Source organism: Sphingobacterium sp. SYP-B4668, from assembly GCF_027627455.1.
GTDB lineage: Bacteria > Bacteroidota > Bacteroidia > Sphingobacteriales > Sphingobacteriaceae > Sphingobacterium.
In genome coordinates this window covers 4,013,116-4,037,684 of the sequence record NZ_CP115483.1, presented here as the reverse complement: position 1 = coordinate 4,037,684, position 24,569 = coordinate 4,013,116, and the positions used below count along the sequence as shown (strand labels likewise).

Here is a 24,569-nt window from a genome sequence, read left to right as displayed (position 1 = left end):
ATGAAGAAAAAAGAATTAAGAATAGGAATGATAGGTTGTGGATTCATGGGACGAACCCATTCCAATGGTTATAAGAGAGTCGGTGATTTTTTTCCAGATTTGGAATATCTACCCGTATTGAAAGCAGTTTGTTCACGTAGTGAGGATAAGGTGAAGACCTTCGCTGAACAATGGGGGTATGAATCCTATGAGACAGATTGGCGAAAGTTGATTAATAGGGATGATATTGATGCTGTGGATATTTGCACACCTAACAATATGCACATGGAGATTGCAGTAGCAGCAGCAGCAGCAGGTAAGATGGTCTTATGTGAGAAACCTTTGTCAAGAACACTGGAAGAAGGACAGAAAATGGTGCTAGCCGTGGAAACCAACAAGGTTAAAAATACGGTATGGTACAATTACCGCAGACTACCCGCAGTAACGCTTGCAAAGCAAATCGTCGATAGCGGTAAGTTGGGAAAGATTTTTCATTATCGGACAAACTTCCTGCAGGACTGGACAATCAATGAAAATTTGCCACAGGGTGGTCGTGCGTTTTGGCGGATGGATGCTGAAGCTGCTGGGTCGGGTGTTACTGGCGATTTACTTGCGCATTGTATAGATTTGGCAATGTGGCTAAATGGCGGAATTAAAGATGTCTCGTCGGTGACCGAAATTTTTGTCAAACAACGGTTGCATGAAGAAACAGGTAAAATGGAAGAGGTGAAAATTGATGATGCTTGTATTTTTCATTGTCATTTTGACAACGGTTCGTTAGGCCTTTTTGAGTCTACTCGTTATGCAAGGGGGCACAAGGCACTTTTTACGTTAGAAATCAATGGAGAGAAGGGTTCATTGCGGTGGGATCTTCATGATTTGAATCGACTAGAATACTTTGACAATGCCGATGAGTCCATGGTTAGGGGATGGCGTTCTATCCATGTGACTGATGGAGATCAACCCTACATGAACAAGTGGTGGGTCCCGGGACTATCGATTGGTTATGAACATTCTTTTGTTCATCAAGTTGCCGATTTCTTGAAAAGTATGCAAACTGACGAAGTCTGCCACCCAACTTTTCGAGATGCATATGAAACACAGAAAGTATGTGAAGCGGTACTCCTATCAGCAAAGAATAGGCGATGGGAAGACACCAATGTAGATTGGAACAATTAATTAAACAATAAACTTAATCCAAGAATATGAATAAGATTGTGAAATATAGCTGGTTGAGCGTTTTTACCTCTTTTGTAATCCTTGCTTGCAACGGTCGTGCGGCCAATCAGACAGACGAGCAGGTTAATCCTAATGAAACTACCTTACCCACAGAGGAAGGGTTTGTAGCCATGTTTGCATCCAATAGTTTGGAAGGGTGGGAAGGTGATACTAGTATCTGGAGGATGGAGGATGGGGTGTTAGTAGGAGAAATCAAGGCGAATGCTGAACCATTAAAAAGCAATACATTTTTGATTTGGAAAGACGCTGAGCCAGCCGATTTTATATTAAGAACCCAATTTCGAATTTCCGATCAGGGAAACAGTGGTATCAATTATCGAAGTGAGCGGTTTGCCGAAGTGCCTTATGCCCTTAAAGGATATCAGGCTGATATTGATGGTCAACATCATTATACTGGCCAAAACTATGAGGAACGTAACCGGACGACCTTGGCCTATCGTGGACAGCGAACAGAAATTCCTAATCCGTCAAGCGTAAAAGGCGAATCCATAGGAAATGCTTGGAGTAGCCTCGTAGTGCGAGATACAGTCGCTACTCCGGAGGAGCTGAAGGAGCTGACTAAACCTGGAGATTGGAACGAAATTATGATTGTAGCAGAGGGCAACAAGCTGTCTCATTATATCAATGGAAAACTAATTTCAGAAGTATTGGATGATGATGCCGTAAATCGAAAGGAAAAGGGATATATTGGTGTACAGGTACATGTCGGGCCTCCAATGAAAATTGAATATAAGGATATGCAGATCAAGACGATTAACGAAAAATAATAAAACAAGGAATGGGGTTATGGATAAAGACAGCAGGACTGGAAAACCAGGTGTATTTGCCAAACCTCAAAAACAGATGTATTTTCGAACAATCAAACAAATTTTGTCAAATGCAATATTCGCTGATAAAAAGTAAAAGATATCGGATTAGAGCCCATGTGGCGTAATATGTGGTTAGTTTAGTTGAATGCTGTATATGTTTATATACAGCATTTTTTTAAGAATACGGCGGATAATCTGCCAAAAAGGAAGATGTTTTTAGTACCCTATTGGGTAGTACTTTTTATGGAGTTATTTATAAATGGGTTGTTTTCTATCATTTGTAAGTTTGTTTTCCTCTCTTGGTAAGAGGATTGGTCCCATAATATGGCTTGTTCATCCCACAAAGTAGCTCGCCTTCTTATATTTAGATACTTTTGAGCTTAAACTTTTAAGATTGAATATGAGAAAAAGGACTTTATTAGCTAGCTTATGCAGTATATCATTGATGGCCTCATTTGCACAAACTAAGGGGGTGATCAAAGCAACCCTCACTGGACTTGACAACGACACGATATACATTTATCATTATCCCTTGTCGGATATAAATGATATCAAGAAAGATACTTTAGTAGCTCATAACAATACCTTTATTTATAAGATACCCGATGAGCCTACTGCCTTTGCTATAATTCCCCACAATGCCGTACATCGAAGGAGCACCGGTGGAATTTATATTGCCCAAACTAAGTTGGTTGAGCTTTTTACTCAGCCAAATGAGCATATAACGATAGAAGGTGCCTTAGAAAAGTATTATCTGAATTATAGTCTCACTGGAAATGATGTCAGTGCCGAGTTATCTCAATTTCGACAATGCTATAAATCTGCCGCGATAGAAGCCGTCAAATTAGAGTTGAAAATGGATTCGCTTAGAGGCGTTGGTGAAAGGCAGGAAAGCATCAATCAATTATTCAAAATCCGAAATCAATACTTCGATACGATCTCCCAAGTTAAAATTCAATATATAAATATGAATCTTGACACGGATCTGTCCGCATATTTTATCACGCGATTTCCACTAGAGACTTTCGCTTACTACCATTCCAAGCTATCTAAAAATGTCAGAGAGGGAATGTTCGGTGCAGTACTTGAACATTTTTATCAAAATTATCAAAATTACCTAGCGACAAATTTAGCCCAAAATGAGCTTCTATCTGGTAAAGAGGCACCGAGCTTTAGTCTTAAGGATAATGAGGGGCGTTTGGTTTCACTAAACGATTTTAAAGGAAAATTAATTGTACTAGATTTTTGGGGTACTTGGTGTGGACCTTGTATGCAAGAATTACCTAAATTAAAGTCTTTTTATCAAGAAAATAGCACAAAAGTAGAGTTGGTAAGTATTGCTTGTCTCGATAAGCCGAAAGACTGGCAAGCCGTTATTCGTAGCCAAGAACTTAATTGGGTACAACTGGTAAATGACGGAGAATACGACGTTTCAATACTGTATGGCGTACAGTCTTTTCCAACAAAAATAATTATAGACAAAGACTTGAGAATTGTCCAACGATTTATTGGGCTCAGTGAGGATTTTTTTAAGGTTATGAAAGATCTGTTGAAGTGAAAAAAAACATATAAGTGGTTGGTTTCTTTCGGTTGTTGCCAACTATACCAGTATTGCTTTATATGACCTAGTATCACTAATTAATCCATTACTGTCATGAAGTGCTATGAGTAAAGAGATTTTTATTGTTGATTAGCATCGGCTGGTGACATATTGCCCTAAAGTATAGCCAAATGATACTGAAAGGTCCGGATCTCTCAAAATTGAACTCAAATTGGAGTATTAGTTCATAAAAGCAATTGTATGATTGGAGTTTGGATCAAATTTCATTGATTTAAGGTAATTGTGCTTGAAGTTCGTCTACTCCATTTTAGACACATTGTTTATGGCAAAGAGACTCATTTTAATTTTATTTCTTTTCTTAATTGCAGATATTTACTTCTACCAGGCTATCATTACGATGGGGGCACAACCGCTTGTCCGTATTGCTTATTGGTCTATAGACATTATACTATTATTAGGTATCGTATCTATTTTATTTATGCGTAGCTTGGGAAGTAGCATTCAGCGTTTGATTGCCACTTTGATTACCTCTATATTAATCATATTCATACCTAAAATATTTTCGTTCCCAATTCTATTTGCGGAAGATATCGTTCGTTTGTTTCGAGGTTTTCCTGACCGAAGCTTGTATGTTAGTGAGGCCACACTTGTCGTTGCTTGTGTGATTCTTTTAGTTATTGTGTTTGGGCTAACACGAGGTAAACATTTTTACAGAGTACGCAGAGAAACTCTTTATTTTCCCGATCTACCAAAAGCTTTCGATGGTTTTACGATTACGCAATTGTCAGATATACATTCCGGAAGTTTGAGCGATCAGAAAGGTGTTCAACGGGGGATTGATCTGGCCAATGCCCAGGATAGTGATTTATTATTGTTTACTGGAGATTTGGTTAATAACATGGCTTCAGAGATGGATCCATGGATACCACATTTCACCAAACTCAAAGCGGCCTATGGCAAATATTCTGTGTTGGGTAATCATGACTATGGTGATTATATTCGTTGGAAAAGTCCAGTAGATAAAGCTGCCAACTTGGGGCGGTTAAAGGAAATTCATGCTGAAACAGGATTCAAATTATTGCTAAACGAAGCTGTGATTTTACATAAGCAAGGTCAGCGTATTGCACTGATAGGAGTGGAGAATTGGGGTAAGGGTGGTTTTCATCAATATGGTGATTTGACACGAGCAACGGCCCAAGTACCTGGTGATTCATTTAAAATACTCATGTCGCATGATCCATCACATTGGGACGAAGTGACTGTCGACTATCACCAACACGTGCATCTTACTTTAGCGGGGCATACTCACGGTATGCAGTTTGGTATCGAGTTATTTGGCTTTAAATGGAGTCCTATCCAATACTTTTATAAGCAATGGGCCGGTCTCTATCAACGAGATGGTAAATATCTATATGTTAATAGGGGATTTGGTTATCATGGGCTGAGCGGCAGAGTGGGGGTTTGGCCAGAAGTGACCGTGCTTACCTTAAAGCGGGCTAATGATCATCTCGTTGGTAGAATGGTGAAGGGTGTTTCAGCATAAATAATGGACTAATGATAAATTCTGTATAGGAGATCTTGTTTTTTTTTACTATTTCTGAACATATCTTACGTTACTTTAAATCTTTGTGAATAACCACATCTATATTTCCTCAATTTATATCATTAGATAAATAGCTCTTTTTGTACTCATTAGGAGAACTATTTTTAAATCTTTTGAAATGACGGTAAAAATTGGAGGTATTGTCAAAACCACTCTCCTCTGCTATTGACTTGATAGGTTGGTCCGAATTGACCAATAATCTGCATGCGTAGCTTATCCTTATTTCTGTAAGAAAATCGAAGTAGGATTTTTTGGTGGAGGTCTTAAAGTATCTACAGAAAGAAGTAACGCTTAGATTGCTTAGATCCGCAATGTCTTCAATGTATATCTTTTGCTTAAAATTGCTAAAGGTGAAATTCAATATTTTATTAAGCCGTTGTTCATCGGCTTTGTTGAGCTTGCCAGAATTGTACTGAGAAGATATGATTTCATATTCTGTGGATGAAGAAAGAAGGTCACAAATTTTTAGTAGAAAAATAATCTTATCCAATCCGCTTGTATTTTTCATTTTGCGCATAAACTTTACAGCTTTTTGTTTGGTCTCCCCATAATAAAGTATCCCTTGATTAGCAAGTAAAAGAAACTTTTGCACTTTTTTGGCTTCGGGTAAAGATAAGAATGCCGTGCCAAGGCATTCGGGGTGGAAATGCATGACCAATGCTTCAACATAATCATTGTTGTTATTGGCATTACACTTCCATGTATGTGGAATGTTTGATCCGAGAAGTATCAACTCATCTTTTTCGAAGTTATTGATGTTTTCTCCAATGAAACGTATGCCAGTGCCCTTTACCATGTAATGTAGTTCTATCTCTGGATGATAGTGCCAAGTTGTACCAAAACTAGGGACTATATCATGTCTGATACTAAATGTGTTATCTGCCGGTTTGGGGACTTGGTGGAATTTTGGTTTCATAATGTGGTCATATGCTTGCCCCTAAAATAAGATTTTAGATGAAATTTACTGGGATTATGATAAAATGTTAGAAAACTATGATAATTTTTCAAAGTAACTGCTTGATAGATATGGAGATATTTGTATTGTATAACCAATGTAACATCTCATGGAACAAACAGAATCAAAAGAAGTGACGCTAGTGTGCAGCGGAGATCTGAGACCATCTGCCAATTTAAATTGCTGGCCAATGCAGAAAAAAATGGAGGAAAAGCTGAGTGAAGCACTAGAAGAATTGGGCTGGAAGTCAAAACGAGCCCATGACTATGATAAAGAAAAAAGACATGGATTTATAGACTATCAACATATAGGGATTAAGGTATTCAGGACGATAGACAGAGATGTGCCCTTGATTGTAGCAGAAAGTGTATGGCAGTATAGTCACCATTTACTGGCCGGATTGACCTCACATAGTGGTCCAATCTTGGTGGTGGCCAATTGGGATGGGACATATCCAGGATTGGTAGGAGCCTTGAACTTGGTAGGCTCATTGACCAAAGCTGGGGTCAACTATAGTTTTTTGTGGAGTAAGGATTTTACGGACATCTTTTTTAGGGAACGGTTATCGGAGTGGCTGACTACAGGTACGGTGACACATGATTATTCGCATGTCCGACTTTTTGAAAGAGCAGAGGTGAATGATGCTGACCAGCAATTGGCAGCGACTTTTGCCCAGAGAATACAGGACGATAAAGTATTGATGGGGGTATTTGATGAAGGGTGCATGGGGATGTTCAATGCAATCGTACCTGATGCACTAATGCATAGATTGGGTATCTATAAGGAAAGACTCAGCCAGTCCACTTTATATGCCAAAATGTTGACCATTAGAGATGCAGAGGCTAGTGTTGTTTTGGATTGGATGCTCAGCAAGGGGATGCAATTTGCATGGGGAACAGATCCAGCAATGGAGTTGACCAAAGATCAAACAATAGAACAGTGTAAGATGTATATCGCGGCATTACGCCTAGCGGATGAGTACGGATGTGATACGATAGGCATCCAATACCAGCAAGGTCTGAAGGATCTTGTGCCTGCGAGTGATTTGGTTGAAGGGCTTTTGAATAATTCAGAAAGACCTCCTGTAGCCAATGAGAAGGGGGAACTGCTGTATGAGAATGCAGCGTTACCACACTTTAACGAGGTGGATGAATGTGCGGGGATAGATGGATATGTGACCTATCATCTGTGGCGGAAATTAGGGTTAAATGGTGATAATACTTTACACGATATACGATATGGTGAATTCTATAGTATCGATGGAAAGGATGAATTTGTGTGGGTATTCCTAATATCGGGGGCTGCTCCAGCTTCTCATTTTATAAATGGATATGCAGGAGCAGATAGTCAGCGGCAACCACCTATGTTTTTTAAAAAAGGAGGTGGTACGTTAAGAGGTGTAAGTCGTCCGGGGCAGATTGTATGGAGTAGGATTTACATCGAAAACAATGAACTGTACTGCGATATCGGAACTGGAAGAGTAGTGGAAATGCCAAATGAAGAAACCGAGCGTCGATGGAAGTTGACGGATGCGCAATGGCCAATTATGCATGCAGTATTGGACGGTATGAGTCGAGACCAACTAATGGCCAAACACAAAGCCAACCATATACAGGTCGTGTATGTAGATGGCGATTTCGATGTGAAACGAGCCGCTAATATCAAAGCCGCTACGCTAGATACGTTGGGTATACATGTTAATTTTTGTGGAATATAAAAAAGGCCCAAATGCAAGATAAACTAGTTATCGGAATGGATTTTGGGACGGACTCGGCAAGAGGGATACTGGTGAATCCCTATACCGGTGAAATCCTGACAACAGCGGTATCCTATTATACCCGATGGGCAGCAGGCCTATATAGTGATTCTGAGAATGATCAGTATCGCCAACATCCGCTGGATTATATGGAAGCTATCGATGACATTTTTTCAACGTTGTTCCAAGGTGACCATTCTGGTTTGGTCAAACACGTAGTAGCTATTGGTACCAATACAACTGGATCTACTCCGGTAGCGGTAGATGATCGATGCAGACCTTTGGCTTTGCAGGACAAATTTAAGGACAACCCTAATGCTATGTTTGTATTGTGGAAAGACCACACGGCTATTCAAGAGGCGGAAGAGATAAATGAACTAGCCATGAAATGGCGAATCGATTACACCCGCTATAGTGGCGGGATATATTCGTCCGAATGGTTTTGGTCAAAGATACTACATATCAATAGGAAGGATTTGGAAGTTAGGAACAATGCTTTTACTTGGGTCGAGCAGTCTGACTGGATTCCATGTTATCTAAGTGGACTTGAGAAACCGGCCGAAATAAAGCGTAATAGATGTGCTGCCGGGCATAAAGCCATGTGGAACGAATCACATGGAGGCTTACCTTCTGCAGAATTTCTGTGTTCATTGGATGCTTCATTTTATCCCTTGATGAATAGGTTTTACGACCAGACGTATACTTCGGACGAGTCTTTTGGGAAGATCTCAAGTTGCTTTGTCGATAAATATGGTTTTAAACCAGATACGATAATTAATGTAGGCGGTATAGACGCTCATCATGGTGCAGTGGGAGTAGGGGCAGCACCATATACCTTAGTGAAGGTAGTGGGAACATCTACTTGTGATATGCTCGTGATACCAAAGGTAGATGCACCTCCTTTGGTACGTGGAATCTGTGGACAGGTGGATGGCTCGATAGACCCTGGTATGATTGGACTTGAAGCTGGTCAGTCGGCTTTCGGAGACGTATTTAACTGGTTTCGAAAAATGATGTTGACGCCGGTATACGCTATTTTGGAGAATAGCCTGACCTGGGAACAAAAGGAGAAGTTGGAAACTGATTTTTTCTCTCACCTCACGGAGGAAGCGGCTCGTATGGAAGTGCGTGATAGTGACCTATTGTTTACCGATTATTTCAATGGTAGGCGTACTCCAGATGCGGATTTTACCACAAGCGCAGCTGCAAGAGGCTTTACCCTGTCTACTCAGGCCACTCATATATTTAAAGCATTAGTGGAGGCAACAGCATTTGGGTCAAGAGCAATCATTGAGCGATTCAATACGTTTGATATCCCAATACGGGCGGTGATTGCAACGGGGGGAATACCTAATAAATCTCCCTATGTGGTGCAGGTAATGGCAGATGTGTTGGGTTGTGATATCCACGTGGTAGACAGTGAGCAAACCTGTGCCCTAGGGGCGGCGATATTTGCGGCGATGGTAGCTGGTATACATAGCGATATTGCGGAGGCTAAAATGTCTATGGCCGCAAAAATTATCAAAACCTATCCAACATCTCTGGTAAATAAAAAGAAATATGACGTTATTTATAAAAGATACAATTCGCTAACTCAATTATAACCATGAAGAACCTACCCGTTTTTGATCTTGCTATCATATTTCTCTACCTCATTGCTATGATTCTTGTCGGTGTTTACTTCTCTCGACGAAATACCTCGGCAGATGAATTCACGAAAGCCGCAGGAAGGATACCAGGATGGGCAATAGGAATATCCATTTATGCGACTTTTCTAAGTTCGAATACTTTTCTAGGCGTGCCCGGAAAAGCTTACGGCGGTAATTGGAATGCTTTTGTGTTTAGTCTGTCCATGCCGCTTGCAGCATGGTTGGCAACAAAGTATTTTGTGCCTTTTTATAGAAGTACAGGAGAAGTCTCTGCATACACCAATTTGGAAAAGAGATTTGGCACCTGGGCTAGAACCTACGCGGTGGTTTGTTTTTTGCTGACACAATTAGCGCGAATAGGTTCTATTTTTTTTGGTATTTCTCTCACTCTTCAAGCCCTTACTGGATACGGCCTGATTACCATTATGCTAATCACAGGGGTATGTATTGTTATCTATACGGTAATGGGGGGTATTGAGGCTGTTATCTGGACAGAAGTGGTGCAAGGTGTTTTGAAAACACTAGGCGCAATTATTATCATTTATCTGGTAGTGCAAGAAGTCCCCGGCGGTTGGCGTGATATCATTAAGGTCGGCAATGCGGAGCATAAATTTAGTCTGGGATCGATGAATCTTGATTTTGTGAATTCTTCTTTTTGGGTAGTACTGCTATATGGTTTTTTTATAAATCTGAATAATTTTGGGATGGACCAAAATTACGTGCAGCGCTATCATACAGCCACTTCGCCTCAAGAAGCAAATAAATCTGTTTGGCTATGCGTGTGGATCTATGTTCCCGTATCGTTGTTGTTTTTTGTTATTGGAACATGTCTATATACGTACTACCAACAGAATCCGGCACTATTGGAAAGTATTAAACTGCAAGCGGCGGCTGAGCAACTCGGACTAGCTATCAACCATGAGCAGGTAAGTCAATTGGCAGCGACGATGAAGCCGTCTGATTATGGAGATAAAATTATGCCCCATTTTATGGTCTACATGATTCCAACAGGTTTGTTGGGATTGATTGTGTCGGCAATACTATCAGCAGCAATGAGCACCATCAGTTCGGGTATGAATGCCTCGGCCACTGTCTTCACGGAAGATATCTATAAAAGATATTTTAACAAAAATTCAACGGATAAGAATAGTCTTCGTGTCTTGTACATCGCTACAGTGATTGTCGGATTGGTGGGAATGATTTGCGGTATAGCAATGATAGGAGTAAAAAGTCTACTGGATATATGGTGGACATTATCGGGGATTTTTGCGGGCGGTATGTTGGGACTTTTCTTATTGGGACTAATTAGTAAGAATGCAGCAAATAAAGATGCACTAATTGGGACTATAGTTGGAATATGTATCATCTTATGGATGACTTTCTCTTACCTTATCCCAGATGAATATGCTTATCTGAAAAACCCATTGCATGCCAATATGATTATCGTGGTGGGGACACTGTCTATCTTTTTGGCAGGCAACCTAAGTAGAAAAATCAGAGCGAGGGGAAAAGAATAAGATTAGAATTACCAGAATGCCTAAGGGAAGCAAAATGATGATTTGTTTCCGACACAAAAACATTTAAATATTTAGTAATGAAGAATAAGAAAAAATTTATTCCTGTCATGCTTATGCCTTTTCAAGAGGATGAGAAGATAGATTATAGTGCTTTAAATCAACTTGTTGAGTATTATATTCGAGCGGGAGCACAGGGTTTGTTTGCAAATTGCCTTTCTAGCGAGATGTTCAATTTGTCAAAAGAGGAAATGCTTAAATCAGTTGCTTTTATTGTGGACAAAGTGAACGGTAGAGTTCCAATTGTTGCAACGGGAACTTTTGCGGATACTATCGAGAATCAAGCCGAATTTGTAAAGGAAATATATACTACCGGGATTGACTGTGTTATCGTGATTACAAGTTTGCTAGCTGAGCAAACGGATAGCGAAGCCGTATTTCAAAAAAATGTAGAACAACTGTTGAGTTTGACGGCAGATATTCCTTTGGGCTTCTACGAGTGTCCAGTTCCTTATAAACGGGTGATGTCTTCCGATTTTCTAGGAAAATTGGTTAAAAGTGGACGGGTGAAATATCACAAAGATACTTCTTTGGATATTGAAAATGTAAAAGCAAAGATTGTGTCTACACTTGAAGTAGCAGACTTTGGCCTTTATGATGCCTATATGGCGCACGCAGTAGAAACGCTCCGGGCGGGATCTGCTGGGCTTTCGTGTATACAAGGGAATTATTTTCCGGAACTGGTTGTTTGGCTATGTGATAACTATGATAATCTAGATAGGGAAGAAGAGATATCATTGGTGCAGCAGTTTTTTATAGATAATATGGACGTGATGCATGAGACATATCCAACGAGTGCAAAATACATCTTGAGGCAGCGGAGCTTGGATATCGGAGTGTATTGTAGAAACAGAAGTGAGTCTCTTTCTCAGGACACGAAAAAGCAACTTAACCAGTTGTGGGATGATTTTGAGAAACTATCTCATAGGATAGGTTTTTCAAAAAGGGTCATTGACAATTGATATTAAAATCCTGGTCGTAAGAATACTTCCTATGGATTATTTGGATAAATACACTGGATGTTGAATAGCTAATTTGCCCCGAACATAGGGGTGGATAAGCGTATATAATTTTAATAGAGATGATGAAGCAACGCTATTATTCTTTGGATGTTTTTAGAGGCGCGACTGTCGCACTCATGATTCTTGTCAATAATCCAGGCACCTGGGACCATGTATTTTCACCATTGTTACATGCTCATTGGCATGGTTGTACACCTACGGATTTGGTTTTTCCATTTTTTCTCTTTGCTGTGGGGAATGCTATGGCGTTTGTCATTCCTAAAATGAAAGAGGCCGGAGATGGCCTATTCTGGAAAAAAGTCGTCAAACGGACGATATTGATTTTCGGAATTGGTATATTCTTGAATTGGTGGCCTTTCTTCTATTGGGATGATAAAGGTTTACAGTTTAGTACGTGGACAGGTACCGATGCAATTGATGGGGTGCGTATATTGGGAGTGCTCCAGCGCATTGCGTTGGCTTACTTTTTTGCTTCTATATGTGCTTATTTCTTAAAACCAAGAAGTGTCATATATGTATCAGCTATATTGTTATTTACATATTGGGGTCTGTGTATTGCTTTTGGTGATGGCGATCCCTATTCTTTGGAGGGATGGTTTGGTAATCAAGTCGACAAGTATATTTTAGGTACGGCACATATGTATCATGGTGAAGGGCTGGCTTTCGAACCTGAAGGTTTGATGAGTACCATCCCGTCTATCGTACAGGTTCTTTTTGGTTATCTAGTGGGATTGTTTATAATGGAGAGAGGTCGGGTAACTTGGCTCTGGCGAAAAGTACCATTGAGCTCTGAGACTAATTTTAGATTGATATCTGCCCTTATGGTCACTGGATTTATTGTGTTGGTACTGGGGTGGATTTGGTCATTGGGATTTCCCATAAATAAAAAGATTTGGACAAGTTCTTACGTTCTCTATACCACAGGTTTGGCCGTGTTAACGCTAGGCGTGGCGATTTGGTTTGTAGAGGTTCAGGAAATGCGAAACAGGATGACAAGGTTTTTTGAAATCTTTGGCAAGAACCCTCTTTTTATCTACATCATGAGCAGTATAGTACCTGGTACTTTGGAACTGATTCGTATTCGTCAAGTGTCTTCGGGAGGTACATTAGAAGAAAATAGCAATGTATTGGAATTTTTCTATAATACGGTTTGTGCCCAAATACCAGGACCGCCTGAACTAGGATCTCTCCTATATTCCATCTGTTTTTTGGGACTGATGTGGGGCCTCGGATATTTACTCGATAGAAAGAAAATTTATATTAAGGTTTAATCTGGAACTGTACATATGTGTTTTAATGAAGCAACTGTTATGAATTGAACCTAGTAAAAAACTCCTAAAATGAATACTATGATTTTTTTAAAAAAATACGCTCTTTTCCTTCTTTTTTCACTCTTGTGGATAGCGATGGATTGTTGGGGACAGTACACACCTGCAGTCAGTAACGGGTATCCCGATCAAATCGTGCTCAATATTTCAGAAAATTTAGCAACGAGTATTGCTGTTAGTTGGCGTACCGATGGAAATACAGGTAGTAGTACATTGCAGATTGTGAGGGATCAATCGCAGTTCAATATAGCCGATTCTGCAGAGACATTGACGGCAAGGTCGGAACTACTGGACTTTAAGGGCATTCGGACTTGGCACCATTCGGTGTTAATTGAGGGACTAGTGGCACAAACAACTTATGCTTATCGAGTCGGCCAAGGGGAGAAATGGAGCGAATGGATAAATTTTAAGACTACTGGGGGACCAGAAACTACATTAAAATTTATCTACTTTGGCGATGTACAAGCTAATATCAAAAGCTTATGGTCCAGGATTGCGAAGCAATCAATCCGAACTCTCCCAGATGCTCAGATGGTCCTCTACGCTGGTGATATCGTAAATAGAGGGAACAACCTGAACGAATGGGAAGATTGGTACTATGCCAGCGGCAATATGCACCAATCAATACCAATAATGCCAGCCGCAGGAAATCATGATCACGGAGACTCCGATACGGGGGTATATGGTATTTCGGAGTATTGGAACAAACAATTTGAACTTCCAAAAAACGGAGTTATGGGATTAGAAGGGACGACCTACTATGCTGATGTACAGAACGTGAGATTCGTGGTGTTCAATACTGAAATGTTCAATACGTATGAAAAAGATAAAGATAATCAAATGCGATGGTTGGAAGAGGTCTTAGCGAACCATAAACAACGCTGGGTCATCATGCTATTCCACCATCCTGTTTTTTCTACAAAGAAAAATAGAGATAATGTCGAATTGCGTAAGTTGGTGAAGCCTTTGATAGATAAGTACAAGGTTGATCTGGTGTTGCAAGGACATGATCATACCTATGCGAGAGGTAAGGAACGCGTGCCAATGGACGGTAAGGGAGAATCGCACGCAGCCTATGTCGTATCAGTATCTGGACCCAAGATGAGTGAAGTACAGGAGGCAGATTGGATGGATTGCTCAGCTAGTTTTACGCAGCTGTTTCATGGAGTGGAAGTAAGTCAGGATAAGCTTACATTTTCATCATACAAAGTTAATGGTGATCTTTTGGACGCTTTTACTATACTTAAAACGAATGGTATAAATAATATTAAACATTAACGAAAATCAGAATAAGATGTTATACCGATGTTTCTTTTTTGTTTCTGTCGCCTATTTCACGCTCCTGTCCATAGTGGGCTGTTCTTCGAGTTTGCAAGAATACCGTGTTCCGCATGTCATGGAAAAAACGATACGAAAAATCTATCAACGGCAACAGGTAGACTTGTTCAAAGACATAAGTCAGCAGGAAGTGTTGACTTACTTTGATGCGGATGGACTACAAATTTTAGCCAATGACTATTGGGTATTTGAGGTGAACGCAGATGCAGAGGTATTTGTCTGTAGGGATATGAATCAAAAAGAAGTCCCATTCTGGCTTACCCAACATAATTTTCAAAAAACAAAGGATACAGTAAAAAACGATAATGTAACATACGAGGTCTGGCGTAAGGTGTTTAAGAAGGGGCAAGTACAATTAGGGGTGAATGGATTTGACAGGCACCGATATGTATACTTTGTTGTGGTCAAGGCTTTAGAGGGGCGAGGTGAGTTGAAAATCAGACCTATATGGCCTATTGTACAACAGGTCAATCCTGTTGAGATTGGCAGCGTGGTATACCACGATTGGGAGGAGCTTACTTTGACTCAAATCCCTACTCATTTTAAAGGCGGGTATGTGCTACCTACCATTAGAGGTCGATCTCGCGAGGCACACCTTATCGGCGCATTTAGACACACGACCTATCCTGCCACGCTTGAGCCGGACCAACTTATACGGACTTGGACCGACGACCCTAAGACTACGCTAGATCTCAGTTGGCGAACGAATACGAATGTGGAAACCTGCTCTATTGCATATTGGCAACAGGGACAAATGGATACGAGCAAGGTGCGAGCCAATGAAACTCTAATCCAAGATGTACTACTCGCTAATGATCCGGATATAAAGAGATTTAACGTCCAGTTAACGAACCTCAAGCCAGGTACGGCATATGGATTTCAGATTTTGTCGGGACCGATCACTAGTAAAGTATATACCTTCAAGACCGATTCGGGGAAAGCCCAATTTGAATTCGGCTGGTTTGGAGATGTACACAATGATGAGCGATGGGGGCACTTACTCCCGCGATGGAGACAATTATATCCGGAAGCAAAGTTCTACTTACAAGTTGGGGATCTCGTAAATACAGGTTTATATAGAGATCAATGGGACCAACTGCTGCATGCAGCCCAACCCATATTAGATGATAAACCGTTCATGGCGGTACCGGGCAACCATGATAGTCAGGAAGGATTATTCCCAAGTATGTACCTCCATTATTTGAAATATCCGCACAACGGCCCTACTGTGGCGGAGGGACTAAGCTATCATTTTGTGTATGGTAATACGCTTTTCTTGATGCTGGACGTGGTCGGTACTTCTGTCTCCGATCAGAAAAAATGGCTTGAAGAGGTGTTAGAGGGTAGTAAAGAGCGCTTTAAAATAGCGGTATTTCATTTTGCTCCACATACCGCTGAAAGTACGTATACAGATATCATCCAGATATGGGAGCCTTTATTTAAAAAATACGAGGTGGATTTGGTCTTGACCGGCCATTTCCACTACTATCACCGTACGCAATTGAATAGAGAAAAATCGCATTCACCGATTTATATAATGTCTGTTGGGACAAAAGAGAAGGGAGAAGAGATAGAAGTCAAGACTGGTGATGTAGGCGTGCATAAAGGATACCTATATCAGCACGTAAAGATAGATGGCAATAGTTTGCACATGAGGAGTGTAGATAGTCTAGGGAATAATATTGATGAATTTAAACTAACTAAAACCAATTGATATGAAGAGAATTTATATAGCTTTTTTGTGCATGACCTGTTATATTTTAGCTTTCGGTCAGCAGAGCCGTTTTGAGGTTGTGGACCGGAGTTTTATTTTTCCGTTCCAGGGACAGCATGTCCATGGAAGCTCAATAGTGGAACTGACGGATGGCAACTTATTGGCGGCCTGGTTTCAGGGGTCTGGGGAAAGGACGGCAGATGATGTGAAGATAATGGGGGCGAAGTATTCTTCAAAGGACAAAAAATGGGGAACCCCCTATATATTGGCAGATACAGAAGGTATGCCCGACTGTAATCCAGTATTATTTTTACATAAGGGGAAGCTCCACTTAGTCTGGATTGCCGTGCAAGCCAACAGATGGGAGTATTCTATCTTGCGTGTAAAGAATAGTACAGATTTTAAGAAAGAGCAGGTAAACTGGACATGGCAGGACAATATCTTACTCAAACCTGATGAACACTTTGTCGATGAAGTAAAGCTGCGTTTTAAAGAGTTGCCCGCTACTGGTCACGGTTGGGCGGAGTATGCTCCGCGATATGATGATATGGTCATCAAGGCTTCTGAAGATTTGATGAAACGTTCCTTTGGCTGGATGACTCGAATAAAACCATTGTTGTTGTCTACAGGGCGATTGTTGTTGCCGATATACTCGGACGGCTTGAACTTTTCTTTGATGGCCTATTCGGATGATGATGGTGAACACTGGAAATCAAGTTTACCAGTTGTAGGCCGAGGCAACATCCAACCAACCTTAATTGAAAATTCGAAAGGTGAGATTATGGCCTACATGCGAGATACGGGAGATAAGCCGGCTCTGCTGCATACTAGTGTCTCTAAAGATCAAGGCTTAAGTTGGACTGCGAGTCAAGAAATCGATATTCCTAGTACGGCAAGTGTTGAAGCGGTGAAAGTAAGACAAAACAACTGGTTATTGCTTGTGAACGATACCGAGGATGGAAGACATAGACTGTCGTTATACCAGTCGAAGGATGAAGGCAAGAGCTGGAATAGTTTGGGGCCTATTGTGGAAGATAAGACTACAACTGGACGCTTTTCGTATCCAGCCATGATCCTGACATCTAATGGAATGGTCCATTTGACATATTCACATCATAAAGCGGGAGAAACCAAATCGATTGAACATGTGATAATCAATCCAAAATCGATTAACTAAGCATGTAATAGAAACCATTCGTGATGGAAACTTCAATGTTATCACATAAAGAAATATAAATTTTAATTACGATAAACTCCATCCAATCGATGGAATAAAATTATTTACAGATGAAAAGACTTTTAGTATCTATTGGGTTAAGTGTATTGTTGTTTCCGCTCTATGCTCAAGTAACCCATCGAGACCATCCTTATACACAGGAGTATGCCATAAAATATACCGCTACGTCTGAACCTCAAACTGTAGAGTCCGACCGCAATGGGAATATCCAGCTTTTGAGCAACGGCAGCCTTAAAAAGCTGTCTGGGGGAGAGCTTTTGCTACCGGGAACCATCGTTGATGATAATAGCTATCGTTTTATGAAGGATAAGGCGATAGTAGATATTGCGCAGCTTGATGGTCAATTTGTGTACTTGGACAAGCGTGTTATTTTCAGTAACGCATGGGCGGGAACCCTTTATATCCCCCATGATGTGGAAGATGCAGTAGGACTGATACCGTTGTCTAAAACTGAATATGTTGTCTATGGTAAAAATAAAATCCAGTACTTGAAAGATGGGAAATCCGCATGGAGTACGACATTACCCCAGTCTACCCTGTTGGAGGTGGTAAAGGGCAATGATGCGCATCAGGTTTTAATCTTAACAGATGGAGAGCTCCTACTGGGGGAATTGAACAATATGAAAACCAAATCGCTCTATAAGGGCAATGGCTTTGTGTCCGTCGCCCAACATGGTAACGAGGTAATCATTGCCCATAAAAGTGAAGGATTATATTTTTTTAACGAATCTTATGCATTGACGCGTAAAAATCCAAAGTTACCTTCTTTGGCGCTTCAGGTGGTAAGAAGTTTGAATGGAGAGTTATGGGTGGGAAGTAAGCAGGGAGCATTTCGGATGGATAAGGGAGGAGAAATAAAATATTACGCCAGTAAGCGTTGGCTAGTTGATGATGGGGTCGTGGATATTAAGTTGGGAACGGATGGCAACATGCTTATTCTCACGGATAAGGGATTGTCAAAGATTATTTCTAAGACTATGACATTAGCTGAAAAGGCGATTTTTTATGAAAATCAAGTGAGAGCTAGGCATATCCGAAATGGATTTAATTCCACACTTTCGGGCATGACTGATGGGGATATCTCAACGGGGTATATGAGTGACTCGGATAATGATGGTCTGTGGACATCGATGTATCTGGCAGGACAGGCTTTTAGATATGTCGTTACGAAAGATCCTGAAGCATTACAGAATACACGTGAGTCTTTGGACGCTATGGATCGTCTGTATGGCATTAATCCGATAAAAGGATTCCCTGCTCGGTCTTTTGAACGCACAGGACACATAAATGAGTTGGCTGATCCAGAACGTTGGCAAAAATCACCCCATAAAGATTGGGATTGGAAGGCTACTACAAGTTCAGACGAAGCTATAGGGCATATTTTTGCATTTGGTGTAATCGCTGAGATTATAGAGGATAGGGGCATCAAAGATCAAGCTATTCGTTTGATTGATTCGCTCATGAGTCATATCGTAGCGCATGAATATTATTTGATTGACTATGATGGAAAACCCACAGAATGGGGTAAATGGAACCCAACATATGTGAATGGCTTTTCTAAGAATGTAGGTGATCGGAAATTAAACTCTTCAAATATTATTGCAATGCTACAAACGGCCTATCATTTTACAAAAAAAGAAATCTTTAAGACAAAAGCTTTTGAATTAATGGATAAGCATGGTTATCTTGAAAACCTGATGCGACCTATGGACCAAATTGGCAAGTCCGATGGTACGGAGGATGATTTGAGCCAACTGCTTTCTGTGTATTGGAACCATTCGGACGATGAGATGTATTTTTTGGGGTATTGGGGGCTCTATCGCTATGCCTTTAACAAGGAGTTGAAGGAGAAATTCAAAGAAGCTATCGTAGATCATTGGAAAATCGAACTTCCGGAAAAAGAGGCACTTTGGAATATCATAACTGCGATGACTGGAATACCAGATTGTGGGATGAATGATGCGGTTTGGTATCTACAGAAATATCCGTTGGACCTTATTCATTGGAATATTAAGAATAGCGATAGGAAGGATATTGAAATGGTTGAAGGTAACTTCAGAAACCAGTATACGAAGGTGGTATTGCCTCCGGATGAGTTAAAGATATCGCGACATAATGCCAATCGATTTGTCTTGGACGGGGGCAATGGTGGCCGTGCCGAAAATAGCGCAGGCGACATTTGGTTGTTGCCTTACTGGATGGGAAGATATCTTCAAATTATCCATTGATGACCAGCTGTTTAGATGCTGTAGTTGCTAATATCTGCAATAAATATGATAATTTATTAGAAAGATTGATCAAGGTCTTGACCTAATTTTGAGGTATCCACTAACACATGATAATTATGATGAGAGTATTTTTATTTCCTGCAATTGTCTTTTTGCTTACTGTTTTTTCTTCATGTCAACATGAGGAAGTAAATCACACGAGTATTGAAAAGGCTTCTTTCGTATTACCAGATAATAGACCTTTTGAACAGGCCCATGCGTCGACATTGGTGTCGTTGGGCAATGATGAATTTTTAGTCGCTTGGTTTGGCGGAACTAAAGAAAAGCACAATGACGTGGGCATATGGTTAACGAAAGGCGATGGCGATTCTTGGTCTTTTCCAAAGGAAGTCGCCAAAATCAGAGAAGTGCCACATTGGAATCCTGTATTGTTTCGCAGGGACAATGGGGAGATTATTCTATTCTTTAAGGTGGGGTCAGAAATTGCTAGTTGGGAAACGTGGTATATTAAGTCCACTGACAATGGTGAATCGTGGTCAGCACCTTTGGAGCTTGTTGCTGGAGATCGTGGCGGACGTGGTCCTGTGCGAAATAAGCCTATTGTACTGTCTAATGGTTACTGGGTTGCTGGAGCTTCGGATGAATCCGGGGTATGGCGGGCCTTTGTGGATATTAGCAAGGATGAGGGTAAGACTTGGGAGAAGACCGATTTTTTACCATTCGATGTGGATAGCTTGGGAGGAGAGGGAATGATACAACCTACATTATGGGAGTCAGAGAAGGGGAAGGTACATATGCTTCTACGGACCAGTGGTGGGTCTATTTATAGAAGTGATTCGGATGACTACGGGGCGACATGGAATAAGCCCTATGCGACTAATCTGCCTAACCCCAACAGTGGAATTGACTTAGTCAAATTGGAAGACGGCACATTGGCATTATTATACAATCCAGATGATAAAAATTGGGGGTCGCGAGCAGCGCTAAATCTAGCAATATCTACGGATAATGGGGAGAAATGGATAGATGTTGTCAAACTTGAAGAGGGTAAGGAAGGAGACGAGTATTCTTATCCCGCAATTGTGTCCAGTGAAGAAGGGGTAGCGCTTACTTACACCTGGAACCGATCTAACATCGCATTTAAAAAAATAAAGATTAATGATAAAGTGAAGTTGGATTAACATGTAAGCAGTTATTTCACCTATAGAATCAATTAAAGAAATATTTATGAAAACAAACATCATTTCATTTAAAGGCTGGTGTTGCTTTTGGGCTTTATTGCTCGCAATCGTGATCATTCACCCAGTCACGGCTCAACAAAGCAATACCTCTATCAGTGGCGTAGTGACGTCATCAATTGATGGTAGCCCATTGGCCGGAGTCAGTGTGAAGACCAGTAGCTCCTCAAGGACAACGAGCACCAATGAAGACGGGAAATTTTCAATCGAACTGACCCCAAATGATCTTTCTATTACGCTCTCTCATGTAGGGTATCAAGGGCAAAAAGTCAATCTTGAAGGGAAGCGATCATTTCAAATTAAATTAGAACCTTCTAATAGAGAAATCGAAACGGTTGTGGTGACGGCATTGGGCATCAAGCGTTCTGAGCGTTCTTTGGGATATTCAGTGGGCAAAATAGATGGCGAGAGTTTGAACACTGTCGTGCAAGAGAATTTGTTAGGTGGTATCGCGGGTAAAGTTCCTGGTGTCACGCTTAATCAAACTGGGGGAGTAGGTTCTTCTATTAGTATGGTGATTCGAGGAGCGACATCCTTAAGCTCAGACAATCAACCTCTTTACGTGATAGACGGTGTACCCTTGGTAAGTGGTATGAACAATGTCAGTAGTTTTGGAAACGACCGCAACCAGGTAGACTACGGAAATCCTATTTCGGACATCAATCCAGATGATGTAGAAAGTATTTCGGTATTGAAGGGGCCGAGCGCTGCGGCACTTTATGGGTCGAGAGCTGGGAACGGAGTGGTATTGATTACTACCAAATCAGGTAAAAAGGGACAAAAGACTTCTATTAATTTTTCAACAAATAATGTGTTTGAGAAACCTGTGAGATTCTTGGATTTTCACTATAAATATGCTTCGGGTACGAGGCCAGCAGGACCCTTGGCAGAAAACTCGGCTTATTGGGCTGGACCAGAATTGGATAAAGGTAATCTTGCAATACAATGGAATAGTCCGATAGGGGCGGATGGGAATAAAATCCCTACGGAATTGAAATCATATTCCGATAACATGAAGAATTTTCTGAATACAGCAATTACGTCTTCCAACAATCTATCCATTGCAGGGGCAGGGGAAAAGCTTCAATACCGCTTTTCAGTCAATAATATGAATCATAAGGGTTTGATTCCCAATAGTAACCTGTATAGAAACGGTATAAGCTCCAACGTGACGTATGCAATTGCCAATAACTTAAAGCTATCTAGCAATATTAATCTTGTGCGCTCTAAATCCAATGACATGCCTGCAACTGGTAATAGAGGATCAAATCCGTTACAAGCTGTATATAACTTTCCTCATGTCAATGTCTTGGATTTAAAGGATTATTGGATGGACGGACAGGAAGGTATACAGCAGCGTCAAGTTGTTGCTGGAAAAGACAATCCTTATTTTTTAGCATATGCACTTACTAATGCCTTTGTTAGGGATAGAGTCTACGGTAATGTCAAATTGGATTGGGATATAAGTGATCGTATTTCTGCTTTTTTTAGAGCCGCTGAGACACGTTCTGTAGAAACTCGAGAGACGAAGATACCGTGGAGCTATAGCCGCGACATGAAAGGGGGATATCACCTACAGGATATAAAAAATAGAGAAAACAACATCGATTTCTTATTTACCTACAATAGTGGGTCCCAGTTACCTGATTTTAACTATTCGATATCTGCTGGAGGAAATTATATGAACCAATATAATACCGATGTGTATGCCGGATCCAAACGTAATGCAGGTTTGACTATTCCAGGACTGTATCGCTTGTCCAATATCCCAGCAGCGGGTTTGGATATCAGAAATGGGGAATATAAAAAATCCATCTATAGCTTATACGCTATGGCAAATTTGAGCTATAAGAGTCAATTATACTTGGATCTTACCGCCCGCAATGATTGGTCTAGTACATTGCCAGCTGAGAATAGATCATATTTCTATCCTTCTGCGTCATTGAGTTGGATTGCGAATGAAACTTTTTCTCTACCAGCTCAAATCTCATTGTTAAAGCTGAGGGGGGGGATAGCACAGGTGGGTAATGACACCAATCCGTATCAACTTAACCCTGTATTATCGACAGGACGATGGGGGGATTTAATCTATATGGAGATGCCCGAGACATTGCTATCTCCTAATTTGAAACCTGAAATCGCGACGTCCTATGAGGCAGGGGTTGATTTGAATATGTATGGTAATAGGTTGCGATTTGAAGCAACCTATTATCAGGTGGAAAATAAAAACCAAATTCTTCCCGTAAACACTGCACAATCTTCGGGTTATGCAAAAAAGCTGATTAATGCTGGAAAGCTACAAAGCAAGGGATGGGAGTTTGGTTTAGGCGGTACGCCGATAAAAAGAGACAATAGTTTCACTTGGGATGTAAATGTTAATTTTTCTCAAAATCGTACAAAGATATTGGAATTGGCTCCGGGAATAGACTACTATGAATATTGGAGCGAAAATAGCTCGGGAGCCATGACCTGGGTAGGCGAAGAGGTCGGTAACTTGTATAGTAGGGGATATGCACGTGTTACAGACCCTACTTCCCAATATTATATGTGGCCGGTATTAGGGAATGATGGGAAATGGATACAGGACAATGCTGTTGAAAACAGAATCAAAGTCGGAAATTTCAATCCAAAATTTTTGGCGGGGATGCAAAATTCATTTAGTTACAAAAACATACATTTAAGTTTTAGCTTGGATTGGCGCTACGGCGGGCAGTTCCAATCGCAGACATATCGATACGGGGGCTCGGATTGGAAATCACAACACCAGTTGGATCTGATGATACCAGGGGGAAAGATGAGTGCTGAGGAAATGGCTGCGTTTTTGAAATCAAATCCAGAAAAGTATATCATTCCTCATAACGGCAATTTTCCAAGGGTAGGCGGGTTGACTGAGGAGACTGGTGGTTATTATTTAAATCAAGGAGGTGTTGCAGGTTATGATGGTGTTTTCATTCCAGGGGTCATAGCACAATATGATTCGGAGGGTAAATTGACCGGCTACAAAGAACATCTGGGTGGTGATGGAACAATGTTGTATCGTGCATCTGATCAATACTCTTGGAATTACAATCAGCAGGTCACCTTTGATGCAGACTACTTGAAATTAAGAGAACTGGCTTTAGGCTATGATATCAAAGGAATTAAACATATTCAAAATCTACGTGTATCGGTCTTTACTCGGAATATCATGCTTTGGACGAAAGCTAAAATAGGTATAGATCCAGAGCGCGCATTCCAAGCAGATGCTGGAGGTTTTAGACAGGGTATCGAAACCCTAAATCTAAGTCCTTGGACGGTACCATTTGGGTTTAAATTGGATTTGACATTATAATCTTTATT

At 40.7% G+C, this 24,569-nt stretch carries 16 protein-coding genes; 15 read left to right on the top strand and 1 reads right to left on the bottom strand.

All coding sequences use genetic code 11. The features are described from left to right. The 4 genes from OQ289_RS16485 to OQ289_RS16470 all read left to right on the top strand — a co-directional run bounded on the left by OQ289_RS16485 (position 1) and on the right by OQ289_RS16470 (position 5,131). A complete protein-coding gene (locus OQ289_RS16485) occupies positions 1-1,158 on the top strand; it encodes a Gfo/Idh/MocA family protein (RefSeq protein WP_270087944.1) in 1,158 nt (385 codons plus the stop codon). Positions 1,159-1,184: 26 nt separating this feature from the next. Beyond that, positions 1,185-1,985: a 3-keto-disaccharide hydrolase gene (locus OQ289_RS16480; RefSeq protein ID WP_270087943.1), complete on the top strand. Its 801-nt coding sequence runs from the start codon at positions 1,185-1,187 to the stop codon at positions 1,983-1,985. A gap of 442 nt (positions 1,986-2,427) precedes the next feature. Beyond that, the gene (locus OQ289_RS16475) at positions 2,428-3,585 is read left to right on the top strand and encodes a TlpA family protein disulfide reductase (protein WP_270087942.1); all 1,158 of its coding nucleotides are present in this window, start codon (positions 2,428-2,430) and stop codon (positions 3,583-3,585) included. Positions 3,586-3,910: 325 nt separating this feature from the next. Beyond that, positions 3,911-5,131: a metallophosphoesterase gene (locus tag OQ289_RS16470; protein WP_270087941.1), complete on the top strand. Its 1,221-nt coding sequence runs from the start codon at positions 3,911-3,913 to the stop codon at positions 5,129-5,131. Positions 5,132-5,240: 109 nt separating this feature from the next. On the opposite strand, the gene OQ289_RS16465 is transcribed toward OQ289_RS16470, so the two are convergent. After that, positions 5,241-6,107 carry an AraC family transcriptional regulator gene (locus OQ289_RS16465; RefSeq protein ID WP_270087940.1) on the bottom strand — a complete coding sequence of 289 codons (867 nt, stop codon included), beginning with the start codon at positions 6,105-6,107 and terminating at the stop codon, positions 5,241-5,243. A 229-nt stretch (positions 6,108-6,336) separates the two neighbouring features. Between OQ289_RS16465 and OQ289_RS16460 the strand changes: the two genes are divergently transcribed. The 11 genes from OQ289_RS16460 to OQ289_RS16410 all read left to right on the top strand — a co-directional run bounded on the left by OQ289_RS16460 (position 6,337) and on the right by OQ289_RS16410 (position 24,561). Continuing rightward, positions 6,337-7,863, top strand: coding sequence for a fucose isomerase (locus tag OQ289_RS16460; protein ID WP_270087939.1), 1,527 nt, complete (start codon positions 6,337-6,339; stop codon positions 7,861-7,863). An 11-nt stretch (positions 7,864-7,874) separates the two neighbouring features. Then, the gene (locus OQ289_RS16455; RefSeq protein WP_270087938.1) at positions 7,875-9,506 is read left to right on the top strand and encodes a ribulokinase; all 1,632 of its coding nucleotides are present in this window, start codon (positions 7,875-7,877) and stop codon (positions 9,504-9,506) included. A gap of 2 nt (positions 9,507-9,508) precedes the next feature. Then, positions 9,509-11,068, top strand: coding sequence for a sodium:solute symporter (locus tag OQ289_RS16450; RefSeq protein WP_270087937.1), 1,560 nt, complete (start codon positions 9,509-9,511; stop codon positions 11,066-11,068). 77 nt (positions 11,069-11,145) lie between these two features. Beyond that, positions 11,146-12,087: a dihydrodipicolinate synthase family protein gene (locus tag OQ289_RS16445; protein WP_270087936.1), complete on the top strand. Its 942-nt coding sequence runs from the start codon at positions 11,146-11,148 to the stop codon at positions 12,085-12,087. Positions 12,088-12,206: 119 nt separating this feature from the next. Continuing rightward, a complete protein-coding gene (locus tag OQ289_RS16440; RefSeq protein ID WP_270087935.1) occupies positions 12,207-13,418 on the top strand; it encodes an acyltransferase family protein in 1,212 nt (403 codons plus the stop codon). 78 nt (positions 13,419-13,496) lie between these two features. Next, positions 13,497-14,753 (top strand): purple acid phosphatase family protein, encoded by a 1,257-nt coding sequence (locus OQ289_RS16435; RefSeq protein WP_270087934.1) that lies wholly within the window; start codon positions 13,497-13,499, stop codon positions 14,751-14,753. A 118-nt stretch (positions 14,754-14,871) separates the two neighbouring features. Then, complete coding sequence (locus OQ289_RS16430; protein WP_270087933.1) at positions 14,872-16,527, top strand: purple acid phosphatase family protein; 1,656 nt, start codon at positions 14,872-14,874, stop codon at positions 16,525-16,527. 1 nt (position 16,528) lies between these two features. Further along, on the top strand, positions 16,529-17,704 hold the full coding sequence (locus OQ289_RS16425; RefSeq protein WP_270087932.1) for a sialidase family protein: 1,176 nt from the start codon (positions 16,529-16,531) through the stop codon (positions 17,702-17,704). A gap of 110 nt (positions 17,705-17,814) precedes the next feature. Next, positions 17,815-19,992 carry a hypothetical protein gene (locus OQ289_RS16420; RefSeq protein WP_270087931.1) on the top strand — a complete coding sequence of 726 codons (2,178 nt, stop codon included), beginning with the start codon at positions 17,815-17,817 and terminating at the stop codon, positions 19,990-19,992. A gap of 116 nt (positions 19,993-20,108) precedes the next feature. Next, the gene (locus tag OQ289_RS16415; RefSeq protein WP_270087930.1) at positions 20,109-21,173 is read left to right on the top strand and encodes a sialidase family protein; all 1,065 of its coding nucleotides are present in this window, start codon (positions 20,109-20,111) and stop codon (positions 21,171-21,173) included. Positions 21,174-21,219: 46 nt separating this feature from the next. Further along, positions 21,220-24,561, top strand: coding sequence for a SusC/RagA family TonB-linked outer membrane protein (locus tag OQ289_RS16410; RefSeq protein WP_270087929.1), 3,342 nt, complete (start codon positions 21,220-21,222; stop codon positions 24,559-24,561). Positions 24,562-24,569: the final 8 nt, after the last annotated feature.